Raw genomic sequence first — 15,613 nt, 5'->3', positions numbered from 1 at the left:
TGGAGCGACGTTCCAGGCGGCAGCCCCGATTGAGAAGTGGCTCACCGACATTACGGAGTTCCAGATCCCGGCTGGCAAGGTATATCTGCGGCCCGTCATCGACTGCTTCGATGGGCTGGTCATCAACTGGTCGATCGGCACGCGTCCGGGCGCCGAGCTTGTGAATACCATGACGGATGTAGCTATTGAGAAGGTGGCCAACTACAACGACCGGCCGGTCGTCCATTCTGATCGCGGTGCCCACTATCGCTGGCCGTGTTGGCTCTCACGTATAAGCGATGCGAAGCTGATTCGCTCGATGTCGCGTAAAGGATGCTCGCCCGACAATGCGGCCTGCTACGGCTTCTTCGGGCGGCTGAAAATGGAGCTGTTCTATCCTCGGGACCGGCAGGCAACAACCATTGACCAATTCATTGAGGCAGTTGATTGCTACATCCGCTGGTATAACGAAAGCGGATCAAAATCTCGCTTGGCTCACTCAGTTCCCTCGAATACCGGGAGAGCCTTGCGCTTGCAGTATAAACATAAACAAGTCCAGGATTTCTGCCACACCCCCGGTGGGTCAATTCTGGGTGGACATCAACAGTGGTCCTTCAGATGGCTGTGTTTCCGGCTGAGGCAACCGAGGCAGGGACCGCTCAGGCCAAGGCGTGGGTGGAGTTTCTCGGGCGTTGAACGCTGTCGATCTCACCTAGGTGACGCCGACGTGGCCGTCTGCCCCATCTGTTTAAGGGCTTGTTCCAGGTTGTCGGATGGCGGGATTAGTATGGCTCGCTCAACGTATTCATCGATTACGATGTCCGGCTTCAGTTGATCGACCATGCGCGCGAACAGGAAGTCGTCTCGACTGCCCCTGACATAAGTCACCTCGCGGAACTGCGACGAGATATATGGCTCCATAGCGCTCATGAACGAATCATGAAATATTAGAACGGTACCGTGACCAGTGGCGCAATGGGTAGTCGCAAACTTTTGCAACTTGCTCGAATCGACGGCCTGTGGTGCGACGGCCGGTGATTCTTTCACGCAGCTTTCATCTGCGGGGAGGTTAGACGCTACTTCGTCCATATCGATGGTCGGTATGCGTGCCATGCGTGATAGGTCAGACTCGCCGAGCGGCCTAGACGTAAATGACTGTGCTTGTAAAGGCTTATGTCGCATGTCATCGCCCAGCGAGCTTATGATTTGCTTGTAGCCAACGTAGGCGCCGAGGTGGGTCCAATGTGTGTCGGTGTGGAGGTAAAGGCGGTCAGCGTATATCGTCCTGGCATTGAGCAGCGGACCGCGGCCATCGATCAGATATGGTTTGGGGCCAAGCTTTGACAACAAACCGTCAAAGCGAGACGGGCCAGAGGCCGCTACGCCCGTCGGCAAAAGATCGGCGTATATCGAGTGCTTATCCGGCGCAAAATACACGCGATAGACAATCCCTTTTGCTTTCAGCCATCTCGCCCGAGACTCGGTACTTCGTCTCCACAGATCAGCGAGGTCTGGCGGCATCAGATCGATTCTCTGTATGTCTTCAACTGAGCGCTCGGCTGCGTAGAACATCCACTTCTGCTTACCGATCATCACTTTCGGTGATGCCGATTTCCCGAACACATGGTAGGCGATCCGGCTTTGCAGGTTAAGCAGGGCGTCGCGGGCTCCAAACCGGTCGGTCGCATAAGCGGTGAGATCTACTGGCAGTCTGCTCATGCCATTCCAAGAGAGGTCATCGATCGGAAACTGCGCCAACGTTCTCATTTCAGCTAGGTCGCTAGATTTTACCCACAGCCCTGCAAAGGGGATGAATATAGCCCCCACAAATGTCGCGGTAAGCACGATGTCGAAAAGGCGGGATAGTCTGGCTTGGTCTGCCATCAAAATCGGAAGTAGATGAATGGGTTATAGGTTGTTGCAGATAGCGCTGCAGCGCTCAGAACCAGCGTGCAAACGACCATGCAAAAGCGCACGAACAAGAACGCGAGGCTATTGCCATCAAAGCTCAGCCCCGCTGGGGCGGCCATAATCGGCTCGGCGGTGCCCATAGGAAAACGACGATTCCGCCAATCTCGGGATAGGGACGTCGCAACTGGCGTCACCAATGCAATGGCGACCAGCAACGTTGCATAGAGCTGGTTATCGAGAAGCATAAACATTTGAGGGGTAGCACCCGTCGCGGGAGAAGCTCCAAGCATGCATTTAAAGTACGACATGGCATGGGATAAATCCGACGCACGAAAGAGCACCCAACCGAACACAACAGAAGTCATCGTGTAGAGGCTTCCTATGGGTTGACCCGCACGATCAAGCCATCGTCCAAATGGACCACGTTCAGCCGCCAGCAGCGCTCCGTGGAACAAGCCCCACACAGCAAAATTCCAACTGGCACCATGCCATAACCCGCACAAGAGGAAGACAATGAATAGGTTCATCGTGACACGGAGGGAAGAGACTCGGTTGCCTCCGAGTGGGATGTATAGATAGTCTCGAAACCAGGTTGACAGGGAGATGTGCCATCTTCGCCAGAACTCTCGGATTGAACGTGAAATGTACGGGTAGTTGAAATTTTCGGTCAGCTCGAATCCAAACATTCTGGCTAGCCCTATAGCCATGTCTGAGTATCCAGAGAAGTCGAAGTAAATCTGCAGTGTGTAGCAGACGATTCCGAGCCATGCATTTGATGCGGAAAGCTGTAAAGCTGGTGTAGAGAATGCTTGATCGGCTACTATGCCAAGAGTGTTTGCGATCAGGACCTTCTTTCCCATCCCGAATACGAATCGCTCAATCCCGGAGCTGAAGCGCTCCAGCGAGTTAGAGCGGTGAAGGATTTGCGCTGCGACGTCGTGGTAGCGAATGATCGGCCCCGCGATCAGCTGCGGGAATAGAGATATGTAGACGCCCATGTTCAGCGGACTACGCAACGCGTCAGCTTCTCGTCGATAAATATCAACGATGTATGAGATCGCGTGAAAAGTGAAGAATGAGATTCCCAGAGGCAGCGCCACGCGTGGCACGGATACTTGTCGACCAAACAACGGGTGTAACAGGTCATTAAGGTTTGACACTGCGAACGCCGCATATTTGAAGTAGGCGAGTAGGAGTATGTCTGTAGCTACGCCGAGCGACAGGACCCAAATGCCCACCCGCATATCGCGTGTGCGATCCACAGCTAGCCCGACGATCCAATTGAAGATAATCGATGCCATCATCAACAGGACATACACCGGTTCGCCCCACGCATAGAAAATAAGGCTTGCAAGCAATAACAGAACGTTCCGGAGCCGGCGCGCCGAAACGTAATAAAGAGCCAGCACTGTTGGAAGGAATGCGTATAGGAAAATCGCCGAACTGAAAACCACTTTGTGCCTCGGGATCGGGCCCACGGTTCCGTAGGCGGGTCTGGATGTTTGCCTGCATTATACGGAACCGGGCAGCGGGTCATAGTCAGAAACGATACGTCGCCTTCACTACGTGCGCGCCGGTCGCGAGGCTGGGCGAACCATTCTTGGCCCAGCCCAGCTTGATCTGATAGGTGGGTTCCCGGTGAACATCGGCGCAAAACTGTACTTCAACGATAGCTGGTTTCGCAGTCGCTGAGCCTCCGAAACCAGTTTGCGCTGCAAAATCATCCATTCGTAAAATGCGTCTCACACCGATTTGGCCCGACGCTGTCGAAGCTCCCGGCGTTCTTTGGCAATCAGCACTGCGGCGTCGCGCTCGATGTCATAATGCGTAGCGAAGCACGGCAGCGCCCGTCCTACGATCTGGCTGCTGCGATTGGCGTGCGGATCGAAGAAGTTGCTCGCGTGCGCTCCATATCCAATTTCAGTAATGCCTTGCTGATATGCGGCCTTGTACCTGCTGTAATCGTCGCATACCAGGTTACCTTGGCAGTCAGCGGGGAAGACGCGGGCATGTCCGCCTGCACGCCTGCCGATGAAATCGTAGACCACGGCGCGCAACTCACCGAACTGCGTGAGCGTATATGCCCACAGGGACGCCCGAGGCGTTTTGCCTTTACCAAGACCGAGCATCTGCACGGGCGCTTCACCCGCGTGCAGCACACGCTACAGCAGGATTTCCTGATGGAGTGGGGCAAGCAGCGGGCGCAACTGCTCGCCGCACGCGCGATCCAAGCCACCAGTATTGATCGCGGTATTGCCAGACCCACGCGCGCAAAGATCGACTCCTGCCGATACAGCGGCAAAATGGTCGGCGTATTTGGGAACTACAGAGGCGAGTAGTCCTGTAGTCGGGATACCCTAATTGATGACGTGTGCGGGCTGGGGCGCTTGAAGCAGCGTTTCGCAGCTCCGACCCACCCGCTTGCCACGGACGTGGCTCTCTACGTGAACAAACTTGGCGTATAGTCCAGCTTCTCGCTGACGTCCTCGCCGATGCGCATACGCTCGCAGCCACACTCGCACACAGTACTGTCCGTCTCGTGATCGATCTTCGCGCGCGGCGGATGTGCTGACAACAATTTGCGTTACGCTGCGCGCGCGACTGGTCGGCAGGGGTTTGTGTTCGACGGTGCTCGAGTTCCAGTTTGATAGCGGCGAAATCCGCATCGATCGCTTCGTCCAGCAGGCTCATCTGCACGGCTGAGCTGTTCGCTGCGCCGGCCGAACTGTTTGCGCCTGAGTATCGAGATTTCGTGAGTCAATTTGTCGAATGGGTCTGCCGGTAAAGCAGTTCCCGTTCCTTCTCGCCGACCTCTCGGGTCTTTTCCCGTTAAACTCCGGTCTTTGTCCTCGACCTTGGGGCAAACAGTTGCATGGTGAGCGTACGCAACTGTTCCGGGCTGAGGAGGCCTGACCGCCACCTGTTGGATCGAGTGCGATTCAACTTGCCGATGCCGATCCTGTTTTCTATCAGATGGTCATACGATGAGGCCGTGTTTCAAGCGCCGTTAGCTCGGCTTCGCTTGGCGCCCGTTCATCTTCGGAGTCTAATCAATAGTCGTCGCGATTTCACTGCTTGCGTAGCCAGATGTTTCCACCTGGTCGACTGGCGCATACGGGTAGATGGGCTGCAAGAAATTCCTTATGCATCTTCACCAAATAGTCGCTGAAAGCAACGATCTCGAAGTTGGGATTGTACTGAAGGAAGGCACGCAGAAGATACAATTCGTTCCAAGCGCGCCTTTCCTCGACCCATACCCGGGGGTATTCGAATGGGTAAAAGATGTCATGGATATGAATGTAGACTCCATGTTTGAGGGCAGGCAGGATTTCGAAGAAGAGGTAGTTGACGTCGCTCCCGATTCTGCTGACGTGGGTTGAGTCGATGAAAAGCACGTCGTTCTTATCCAGCTTCTGGAAGATCGACAGATCAACATCCTGTAGGCGCGTGGGATACACCGTAATACGTGCACGGTCTTCATCGCTGATGAGCCGGTTCAGGAGCGCCGGGTACGGTTCAATGAAGGTGCAGTCGATGGAATTTTCAAGCCAGCGCTCGTTCGTATCGAGGAGCATGCATGACGAATACCCAGAGCCCACCTCGACCACGCGCTTCGGCCTGGCATATCGAAGTATGCCGTTCAGGAAGACGCCATCCGAATAGTTGAAAGCGTCATTGTTGTAATAGTAGCGAAAGCCTTCCTGTTTGTCCGCTGGGAATGACAGATCTTTGTAGTACTGGCTGATATCGCGGACAAGCTGAAGCTGGCCCTCCACGTTCAGATCAACACCCGGAATCTCTGAAGGCGGCGCGGCGAACAACTTTTCCTGGTCGCGGTGGATTTCTGCCATCGAAGGAATCGGCGAATAGAAGTGGCCATTTGGTACAAATGGTACTTCTCCGAACCAAGCAACTTCCGCCCTTGATGCATCTAACGCGACCTGCATCTGCTCAGCTTGAACACGTTGCGCATCTATCTCACTGTGGAGGCGGTTCGTCTCTTCCAGCAGTCCTCTGATTTGTGCAAGGAGATCGGCGCGCTCGTTGATCAAACCGTCGCGTTGATCGACAAGCCGCTTGATCGGTGCAGCCTTTTTAATTTGCGTTTTCAACAGTGAGATCGGAGATTCCATGATCGAGCATCTGCCTTTGGTTGGAGCGCGCCGGCCGAGAATATGGCATCAACGCCGTTGATATAATCGTTGCCGCCGTAGAGGCAGCATTTCTGCCCAGTGCCGGACTATGCAGTGGTTTGCTTTCCCCGAAAGAAGGCCGATTTTTTAAGTCTCAGCGCCCTCTTTTCGATCAGGTACCAAGACGCATACCCGGCAATGAGCGACAGAATAGAGGCCAGCAGTAGAAATTCCCATATCGAAATGGATGGCAGCCAGTGCATGATCGATTGCTGGATCATGAAGGCGTAGATGTACACCCCATATGATGGGTCCCCGAATCGACCAGCGAGGTGTACGTAAGGCAGCGGGTGAAGCGCGAAGGATAGGGCGCCATAGGGAATCAGGAAAAGGAGCGCCCAGAATTGGATCTCGGTATGGTGCGACAGGACGAGGAACGCACCGATCGGTATCCATGCCCAACTGACGAGAATGCGGCGGTCGCTAAGCGCATGGATGATCATCCCGCTGACGAAGCAAAACGCGCTGCGCATCAGCGCACTGGTGTCCATCGTCAAGAATGAGCCTTCCGGGCTATGCAGCAGGATTGCATAGATGCAGGCGAGTAGCGTCACCAGAACGGGTAGTACGAGGTTGCGCCTCAGTAGTGCGGCCCCTCCCAGAATGCCCACGCCAATGTACATGGCAAACTCCATGGCCAGCGTATAGATCGCGCTATTCACGTCGCTCTTGAACGGGTTGTCGGTGAACACGCCCGGTAGCGCGAAGCTCATTGGGTACAGCAGGACGGTGCGCAGGTAGGCTGGAATCATCGGGCTGCTGAAATACGCTGAGAGCGACGCCGTTGTCGCGAGCGGCCCGACGATGAAGGCGCCGACTAGCGTCACAACGATGAGCGCTGGAAAAATCCTCAGGATGCGCTTCATGATGAAGCTGATCAAGTTCGGTTCTCGGTCCCAACTCGCGAAGACAAGATAGCCGCTGATTGAAAAGAACGTATATACGGCTGCGGCGCCAAGATCACCCAGCGGGTAAGTGTGATCATGTAGCGGCCAATTATGACTGACGATTACGGACCATGCGGCCAGCATACGCAGGAAATCGAAGTTATTCTTGCCGTGATCCATGTCTTTTTAAACCATCTAGTTACCAGGCCTCCAACAGAACGGGCCGAGAAGATTATTCGAGCATTCTACGACAGTCGCGCGAAGCCAGAGATTTCTGGCTTAGACGAGCACTTCCAGCCGCCTCTGAGCGAGTCTTGAATTTCTCGGAGTATCTAGATGAATGAAGGAGAGCCGCTCCGGATCTCGCAGCAAAAGGTCACGTATCTTACAACCGACGACAAGTGTGGGAAGAACATGGTCAACCAGATCGCGGCCGTGAATCTCGAGCTGAGCGACCAGGATGTTGTCATCGACAGCGCCGCGAGCGCGGTGAAGCAGATCGCGGAAGACACGAAGGCGAGCGTAACGCGTGGAACGTCGGTTTTGCCGCAAGACGGTTCTTCTGTCGGCTTGCCGAGGCGTGGAAGCTTATGCTGAAGCAGGACTTTACTGTCATTCGGTCTACCAGGGCTGTCGCTGTAAGGCGTGATGCTGACGCAGGGCGGTGCCGCGGTCAACAGGTTGCAGTCGCTCAAAATTCGTGTGCGGCCCGCAACGGCGGTCGGCGCCGTCCAGTCCATCGTCTGGTCCTGACACGCCTTTGCGGCGGCTCGTCAACCGCTGATAAGCCATCGCTAGACTTGCTCAGGTGCAGGGCCGCACGGGCATTGCCAAGCTGAACTCCACGCAGGCTTTTTGCCGGCATGCCATCCGCAAAAAGCTCCCTCTCACGTCGCAACTTTTTGTGCAATCTTCGATCCATGCAAGGAAGTGCGCGACCCGATTGCACAACTCGAAAAGTGGTCTGTGACGCAATGGTTCGCCATTGATGGCGTTGTTGCTGGTGCGGTAAAGAGTGAAGGGGACGCGGGCATTCTGGAAACTATCTAGTCGGACCTGCATAATCTGCAGAGCACTTCTACAGTGCTGCTTTGAGTCCGAAATGGTGTTGTGGGAATTGCAGGAACCTGGCACATTAACGCGAGAATCCTGCAATTCCTGGTGAGTGCAGATGGGTCCGAAGACGCCTGTAACTGAGCGAGATTTCTTCCGGCAACCGCTGCGCAAGCAGATCAACCTGAAGCATCCTCTGGTGCGACTGGCAGACCTGGTTAACTGGGATCGGTTGGGCGTGTCGATGAGCGAGAGCTTCGCTTCGGATAAGGGGCGACCGGCAACGTCACCGCGCCTGGTTGCCGGGCTGCTGTATTTGCAGCACGCGTTCGACCTGTCGGACGAAGAGGTCGTCTGGCAATGGGTGGAGAACCCGTATTGGCAAGTGTTCACGGGCGAAAGCTATTTGCAGACCGAGCCGCCAATCGACCCATCGAGCCTGACACGCTGGCGCAAGCGGCTGGGCGAAGCCGGTGTTGAAGAGTTGCTGGCCGAGACGATCGAAGCAGCCAAACGTGCCGGCGTGATCAAGGCCTCGAGCGTGAAGCGTGTGATTGTAGACACGACGGTCATCGCGAAGGCGATTGCCCATCCAACCGATTCGCGATTGCTGGAGCGGTGTCGCGAACATCTGGTGAAGGCGGCGGCCCGCAACGGCCTGAAGCTGCGGCAGAACTACAACCGCGAGGCACCGCGTCTGGGGCTGCAGATTGGCCGGTACACTCATGCGAAGCAGTACAAGCGCATGAGGAAGGCACTGCGCACCCTGCGCTCGTGGGTCGGGCGGGTCATGCGCGATGTGGAGCGACAGGTTGCCCAGGTGGCAGACTCAGGCCGTGCTACGCTGCTGGAGCTGGTCGCCAGCGCGAAGCGGATCCTGTCGCAAAAGCCGAAGGACAGGAACAAGCTCTATGCGCTACACGTGCCGAAAGTCGAGTGTCTGGCCAAAGGCAAGGCGCGCATGCCGTACGAATTCGGTGTGAAAGTGTCGATCACAACGACGCACAAGGAAGGACTGGTAGTTGGCATGCGCTTGATGCCGGGCAATCCGTACGATGGTCACACGCTGGCCGAAGCACTGGAGCAAGCGGCGATTCTGAGCGACGTGACGCCGGAAGTCGCCGTCGTGGATCGCGGCTACAAGGGTGTTGCCATCCACGGCGTGAAGACCGACCACCCGGGTTTGCGGCGCGGCATTACACGGACTACGCGCAATGATCAGGCGGCGAAGTGCAATCGCGCCAGCCATCGGTCACATGAAAACAGATGGGAAGCTCGATCGAAATTGGCTCAAAGGCGCGCTCGGTGACGCAATGCACGCGGTGCTGTGCGGCGCCGGCCACAACCAGCGGATGATCCTCCGGAAGCTGCGGCTTCTTTGCGTCTTCGTTCTCGCTGCCTTGCTCAACCGCAGCGTTGCCGCGGCCCCCTCGTCGTAACACCGGTGGTCGGTAAAATGCATTGTTCAGGACGGACTATCTACCCTTTCTGGCAACGCAGATTCTCGCGATGCAATGCGGCCATGATGTCTATCAGCCGATCGTCATTGAGTTTCTATTGTTGGCCTCGATCTGGCCGATCGTTGCTGGCTATTCATCGTGGTGTTTGATCGAGAAGAGGGTCTCCGCCTCAAGAAGTCTCACCACCTCAAAGTCCAACTAGTGCGATCACGTGAGGCGACCAATAAACAAAGCACTATATTGTTTCCAGATACCGCCAACTTCACGAACGAGCGATTCTACGCTTGGTTACGCGCTATAGCTCTTGGACCTTCTGGAAGTTCAGGGCGCGATCTGCCACCGACCGGCGGGTGGTTAACCCGCTTGCTCGCGCGACCCGTCTTGATGTCCAATCTTCGCCAACCACGCGCACGTCCCCGATTGCTAAAGCTCTTCCAACGCAAACGGCACGCCGCATGCCGCGTACGAATCACGAGGGAAACTTAACTGCACCGTCAAGTTCGCATCGCCGACGAGCGTGATCGGTCTGGTACACTACTATCGAAGACAATCGGCGCCCCTCCGTTCTCAGGTGTGGGGCTGTCCGCTTTTGCCAGTTGCCTAAATTCACCCGTTCAGGAATCTCTGAGGATTAATTTGAGTACGCCGCCGATACACATTCAATGCGTCTACGGAAGCTCGCATGTCAAGCATTTAATGGAATGCTTTATACCAGCATTGAAACGGAGCACTGAGCGGCCAGTCCGGCTTTTTACAATCAATTTTGACCCGGCTAATGCTTTACGGCTAGAAAGATCGATTGTAGACGAAGTCGAGATTGTTGATGTTGACAATACTGCAACTCAAAAAACCGGGTTTGCAGAAAATCACAACCTTCTCTTCGCGACCAGCAAGCCCCCTGAACATTTCGTCATTATCAACCCGGACTGCATTCCTCAGCCCGGTTCAATTGACGCCTTGATTCGGAGGAAGCAGGTTAGCGGCGATCGTGTCGGCATCGTCGAAGGACGCCAATGGCCGTTCGAACACCCGAAAGAATTTGACCCACTGTCGCTAGAGACGCCTTGGGCAAGCGGTGCGTTCTCCCTTATTGATTCTTCGTTTTATGATCGTGTGAAAGGGATGGCGGAACTATATTTCCTATATCTCGAGGATGTCGATCTCTCTTGGCAGGCTTGGCTGAATGGATATTCGGTACTTTACGAGCCGTCCGCTACAGTGACGCATTTTAGCGGCGGACGGTTTTATCGCGGCGACCTTGTTTCCGCGGAACAATATCTCGGCCTCAGGAATTTCCTGATCATTTCAAAGAGATTTTTCGGAAGCGACGGCGAGCGGCAGGCCATCGAGATGCTACGTGCATTTCCGGACCGGAATCTCGCCGAAGTCGCGATTGGAGAGTATTTTGATACCTACAAGGATCGCGTGCCCACAGACTATGTGGGGCGCAGCCACAAACAGGTGAAAATCCTCGGCCTGAACCGTTTCCACGCATTGAGGAAGGAATGATTCACGTAGTCGCACGATCAGAAAAGCACGGTCAAGCATTTCTCGAAAGCCATTCAGGTCTCCGCTCGCGGATCGTTGTCAAAACAGGGCAGCGCTCGTATTTCCGCCTTCTTCAGGAGCTGATCGACACGTGCCCGGAAGACTACGTTTGCGTAGTCCACGACGACGTGTTCCTTTGCGGTGATTTTGGTGTTCGACTCGATGAGCTGATTGCACAACTCAACGCCAACTGGCCCAACTGGGGACTCGTTGGTAACGCTGCAGTATTGTCCGTGAAGGTCGGTTATGCAGGGACAAACGTAGTTCGCTACCTGAGCGATCCGCATGGCGGACCGAATTTAGCATCGGAGATCCTGCCAGCACAGTCCGTCGACGGAAACGTCATGCTGCTAAACCTGAAAGCTATGCGCACGCGCCAGCTGCGCTTGCCGACCTTCGACGGCTTTCAGCTCTATGACATTATTCTCAGCATCGAAACTGTGAGTGCTGGCTTGGGCGTATATGTTGCACCGCAGCTTGCTTGCTGGCATGGAAGCCGAGGCAACCAAGGCGAATTCGATCGCGCGAAGGACTCTGAAGCGTTCAAATACTACCTCGCAAATGCAGTACAGAATCGGAGTATACAGACGCTCAATGGCACGACCGAAGCATGCTTTGATCTTGCAAGCCGAAGAATACGTGGACGTGTAGAACTTGAAATGGACAGTCTTAGGCAGGCCGTCACCGGGCGCCCGGTGAAGACCGTTGCCGTCGTCACACGGACGCAATTTTCTCGACCGGAACTCCTCGGTCGCACGCTCGACACTGTAGGCTCCTTCATTGCATCGGCAGGCACTTCAACCCGCTTCCGAAGCTACATTATCACGGATCGTAAAGACGCGGCGCCCGAGGACATCAAGCGCCGCGCGTTAGTTCTGGAAGCAGACCTGCCGCACGACACCGATACGCGCTACCAGCTGGTGCGATTCGCGGCAGAGAACATCGACGCCGATTATTTTTGGTTTGTCGACGATGACGACTGGGTTTTTCCGAACGAAGCGGAGCGCCTCGGCCTTGCTATCAATGCGGCGCCACGCGGCGCGATCGTGTTTCTCGACTGTCAGCATTTCGACGAAAGGCCTGTCGCGCCAGGCTCGGACAATGATGTCCATTTGTATCGATCGGTCGAAGGGCATTTTTTCTCTTCGCAACGTTTCCTTTCGTCGTTGTCTGGGCAGAATCATTCACCGTTCTGCGGGGTGATTTTTGAGCGGGGAGCTTTGCTTGCCATTCCACCGCGCGTGTACGAGACCGTCACTTATTACGAAGACTTCATGACGATCCTCAACACGTTGCTTTCGCTCAAATGCTTCCCCATAGTTGTTGATAAGCTCTACGTCGGTATCTCGCTGCGCAATTCGGGTAACACCGTAACAGAAACGGATCGCACTAAATGGGATCGCTCGATGAGTGAGATGGTTTCACATCTGTTGAACTCACCCGGCACTTCGCAGATGTTATCACTGCCATCTCATGCCATAAGCATCGCACCCCAGCACCAGCAACTCTTATCCGAGAAACTGCATCTCGAACAGGAGTTAGCTCAGGTCCGGCATGAGCTTTCGGAGCGCGCAAAACTAATCGACCGCATCGCCAGCTCGAAATCATGGCAGCTTACACGGCCCCTACGAGTAGCGGCGCGTCTGTTTCGTGGACAAGTGACACTCCGCGCCATCCTGAACCGGCTGCGGTAATGGGCGGACAGCTTTCGCTCTCGCGGCACCGACGAGCACAGCAGCTTTCGCTTCACGGAGAACGAGTAGTTTGAAGATACTTTTTTACGTCGATCCCATTGTCGAAGGAGCCCTACCTGATTGGAAGGCCGGTTGGCTGTGGTCAGTGCGCAGCATGATGCTCGCCATAATTGAATCTCAGGGTGGCCTCAGTGATGACCTCCAATTTGTTTGCATCTGTTCCGATATTGTTGAACCGATTGCCGTCAGCTTACTTCCCAATTGCACGATCCACGCAATAAACGCCGCGAAACTGGTGCCGGCACTCGCGTCGAGTAGCCTTGAACTTGCGATGGCATGGAGCGCGAAAGCGTGTGACATCGAGCGGTCGCAAAAGATGGCTAACGTGATCGAGCACGCGTGCGGAGACTTTGTCCCGGACGCCTGTATTACATTTTCGCCGGCCCCATTTCTCCGCGTAGCATTCCCCGAAAGCGCGCTTTTACATCGTGAAAACGGAATGTTTTCCATCCCGCCGTTTGCTAGCACGATCTATCTCGACTCTGCGGGCATGCAGACCAATAGCACGGTCTATGCGCGCTCGGAGGAGATTCTGAGCTATCAGCCGACGGACATGGAACACAAGTTCCTCGCGACACTTCGCGACCATTATGCGCAGCGTCTCTTCGGCGATGCAAATCCGCTTAAGCATTGGGCTCAACGAAGATTACGCGATTACCCAAGAGCAGTATTGTTAGCTTTGCAAGCAGAGGGCTTCTACAGCTACGCCGCGTACGCGAGTTTTCCCAGCCAGTTCGATTTATTGGTGCACCTACTTGATTCGGTGCCGACGAACGTGGCGGTGATCTGCACAGAGCATCCGCGCTTTCCAGCGGTGCCCGAGTCGGCCATCCGTTCGTTGCAAAGCAAGTATCCCAATCTGCTTTGGGATCCGGTTCTGCGCAATGTCGATGGCGCCTCACAATATCTGATGGAGTATGTCGACACGGTGATTACCGTCAGTTCCTCCATCGGGTTTCAAGCTCTTTTGTGGCACAAGCAACTCATTGTCGCCGGATCAAGCCAGCTTGATTTCGTCGCTTCCAGCCATGACGTGCGAGATGCCGCGCACAAAGGGAAGATCGAAAATATGACTGCAGATCGCGTTCTCTCGTGGCTACTAACCCGATATTTCCTGCCCACGACCCTTCTCGACGATGGGTCGTTTCTGATGGCGCGTCTCGCACACGAGATAGCAATTAGTAAGTTACCGGCAGGTCAGCGGACCGAACCACCGGTGCCAGAACTCTCAGTGTTAACGTCCGCGTACTTGATACAGGACGTCAAAAACGAGGAAAGCTATCTCGGCGAACCAGGAGCGTCTGCACCGACGCAAATCGCCGTGTTCACCGCCGAAGAAGAAGAGGAATTTAGCGACTCAACCTGTTTCACATATCGCGCATCGATCCTTCAACAACCGCAACTCTTGCGATTGGTGTTTCCAGTTCAGGGGCGAAGAATCAGTCGGCTTCGCATTGATCCGTCCACACTGGCTGAAGTGTTCGAAACGCGCGAGATATCTGTCATTGGCGACGACAGCGAGATGCTCTGGACGTGGAGAACGGGGCAAGCCTTCCCCACGGAAGTTTCTGGTCTCATCGTCACACAACTTAAGACGAGCACGTTGTTGGTCTGCACAGACAACGATCCTCACTTCAGCATCGACTGGAACGCGTCGCGGTCACCGCGGCGGACTATTTCTGTCGAAATAGACATCAGTCGGCCCGACTCGGTCCGTCGTCTTGCCGAGAGCGAGGCGGCGACAGTCGCTTTGACGCAGGAACTTTCTCACAAAGAAAGCGAACTGCGCAGGCAGGAGCGACTTTTGGAGCGCGAGATCGGTCTAGCTCAAGCACATCTTCTGGACTTCGCGCGCGAGCGCGCTAACGTCGCCGCACACGAACAACAGTTGCAGGCCGACCTCGCGGCGCTGCGCAGCAAGCTCCACACCGCACAGCTCGAGTCCGCCGTCTTGCGTAATAGCCTAAGTTGGCGAGTCACTGCGCCGCTGAGGCAAATTCGACGGCTGTTGAGCTGAAATACCGGTAAGCGTCCGGTCATCCCGTCTTGAGTTGGGCTGAGGGTCTTGGGAGCATCGTATCCACTTAAAATAGGTGGACACGTGAACACTATCGAAGAAGCGCCAATTGGAAGGCGGCGGCGTCGCCGCTACAGCGTGGAGTTTAAGGCTCAGGTTGTTGCGGCTTGTCAGGGCCCGGGAGTGTCGCTCGCGGCCATCGCCCTGCACCACAAGTTGAACGCAAATCTGCTCCGACGTTGGGTGGAACAGGCCGAAGGGAGCGCCCGGGTGGCGGTCGCGTCCAGCGAAGTGGCTGTGCAGTCCGCAGAGGCGCCGGCATTCGTGCCGGTACCGCTCGACACGATGAACGTTCGCCCGGCCGAGATCCGCGTCGAGGTGCGTCGCGCGCACCAGTCGATTACGGTTAGCTGGCCGACATCAGAGGCAGCGCAATGCGCCGCCTGGCTGCGTGAGTGGCTCGCGTGATCCGCATTGATCAGGTGTGGCTGGCGGTCGAGCCGCTGGACATGCGGGCCGGCTTTGATACGGCACTGGGCCGGGTGATAACCGTATTCGGCGCCGCGCATCCACATCATGCTTATCTGTTCGCCAACCGGCGGGCCAACCCTCTGAAGGTGCTGGTTCACGACGGGATTGGAATCTGGCTGGCAGCGCGACGGCTGAACGAGGGACAGTTTGTCTGGCCTTACCCTGGTAGCGAGCCGAAGCATCACGCGCTGACGCAGGAGCAACTCGCCGGTCTGGTGGTGGGTTTGCCGTGGCAACGCATCGGTCCTGACGGCGTGATCCGTGTCGTATGACGCCCACA

11 protein-coding genes and 3 pseudogenes are annotated in these 15,613 nt (G+C 55.7%); 8 read left to right on the top strand and 6 right to left on the bottom strand.

Annotation, left to right across the window (positions count from 1 at the left end; translation table 11 throughout):
• Window positions 1–16: 16 nt before the first annotated feature.
• A pseudogene (locus tag B0G74_RS16085) lies at window positions 17–522 on the top strand (IS3 family transposase); the annotation flags it as partial.
• A 165-nt stretch (window positions 523–687) separates the two neighbouring features.
• Here the strand turns inward: B0G74_RS16085 and B0G74_RS16080 are convergent.
• The 6 genes and pseudogenes from B0G74_RS16080 to B0G74_RS16050 form a co-directional block, all read right to left on the bottom strand.
• Window positions 688–1,863, bottom strand: a complete 1,176-nt coding sequence (locus B0G74_RS16080) for a hypothetical protein (protein ID WP_132375862.1) — start codon at window positions 1,861–1,863, stop codon at window positions 688–690.
• Window positions 1,863–3,344, bottom strand: a complete 1,482-nt coding sequence (locus tag B0G74_RS16075; RefSeq protein ID WP_132375861.1) for an MBOAT family protein — start codon at window positions 3,342–3,344, stop codon at window positions 1,863–1,865. Before B0G74_RS16075 ends, B0G74_RS16080 begins: the two co-directional genes overlap by 1 nt.
• An 85-nt stretch (window positions 3,345–3,429) precedes the next feature.
• Window positions 3,430–3,618, bottom strand: coding sequence for a hypothetical protein (locus B0G74_RS16070; RefSeq protein ID WP_132375860.1), 189 nt, complete (start codon window positions 3,616–3,618; stop codon window positions 3,430–3,432).
• 17 nt (window positions 3,619–3,635) lie between these two features.
• A pseudogene (locus tag B0G74_RS46640) lies at window positions 3,636–4,764 on the bottom strand (IS66 family transposase); the annotation flags it as partial.
• Between the two features lie 194 nt (window positions 4,765–4,958).
• Entirely contained in the window at window positions 4,959–6,023 is a 1,065-nt protein-coding gene (locus tag B0G74_RS16055; protein ID WP_243658198.1) for a class I SAM-dependent methyltransferase, read from the bottom strand.
• A gap of 107 nt (window positions 6,024–6,130) precedes the next feature.
• Window positions 6,131–7,150, bottom strand: coding sequence for an acyltransferase (locus tag B0G74_RS16050; protein ID WP_132375859.1), 1,020 nt, complete (start codon window positions 7,148–7,150; stop codon window positions 6,131–6,133).
• 156 nt (window positions 7,151–7,306) lie between these two features.
• On the opposite strand from B0G74_RS16050, the gene B0G74_RS16045 reads away from it, so the two are divergent.
• The 7 genes and pseudogenes from B0G74_RS16045 to tnpB all read left to right on the top strand — a co-directional run bounded on the left by B0G74_RS16045 (window position 7,307) and on the right by tnpB (window position 15,605).
• Window positions 7,307–7,567: a hypothetical protein gene (locus tag B0G74_RS16045; protein WP_132375858.1), complete on the top strand. Its 261-nt coding sequence runs from the start codon at window positions 7,307–7,309 to the stop codon at window positions 7,565–7,567.
• A 574-nt stretch (window positions 7,568–8,141) separates the two neighbouring features.
• Window positions 8,142–9,462: pseudogene (locus B0G74_RS16040) on the top strand (IS5 family transposase).
• Window positions 9,463–10,119: 657 nt separating this feature from the next.
• Complete coding sequence (locus B0G74_RS16035) at window positions 10,120–10,992, top strand: hypothetical protein (protein WP_132375857.1); 873 nt, start codon at window positions 10,120–10,122, stop codon at window positions 10,990–10,992.
• Window positions 10,989–12,725: a glycosyltransferase family A protein gene (locus tag B0G74_RS16030; protein ID WP_132375856.1), complete on the top strand. Its 1,737-nt coding sequence runs from the start codon at window positions 10,989–10,991 to the stop codon at window positions 12,723–12,725. The genes B0G74_RS16035 and B0G74_RS16030 overlap by 4 nt, the downstream gene beginning before the upstream one ends.
• A 70-nt stretch (window positions 12,726–12,795) precedes the next feature.
• Entirely contained in the window at window positions 12,796–14,802 is a 2,007-nt protein-coding gene (locus tag B0G74_RS16025; RefSeq protein WP_132375855.1) for a hypothetical protein, read from the top strand.
• Window positions 14,803–14,886: 84 nt separating this feature from the next.
• Window positions 14,887–15,270, top strand: coding sequence for a transposase (locus B0G74_RS16020; RefSeq protein ID WP_035943298.1), 384 nt, complete (start codon window positions 14,887–14,889; stop codon window positions 15,268–15,270).
• Window positions 15,267–15,605 (top strand): IS66 family insertion sequence element accessory protein TnpB, encoded by a 339-nt coding sequence (gene tnpB / locus B0G74_RS16015; protein WP_132375853.1) that lies wholly within the window; start codon window positions 15,267–15,269, stop codon window positions 15,603–15,605. The genes B0G74_RS16020 and tnpB overlap by 4 nt, the downstream gene beginning before the upstream one ends.
• Window positions 15,606–15,613 lie beyond the last annotated feature (8 nt).

The organism is Paraburkholderia sp. BL9I2N2 (genome assembly GCF_004339745.1).
Lineage (GTDB): Bacteria > Pseudomonadota > Gammaproteobacteria > Burkholderiales > Burkholderiaceae > Paraburkholderia.
The sequence above is the reverse complement of the archived record's forward strand: the minus strand, read 5'-3'. Positions and strand labels throughout refer to the sequence as shown.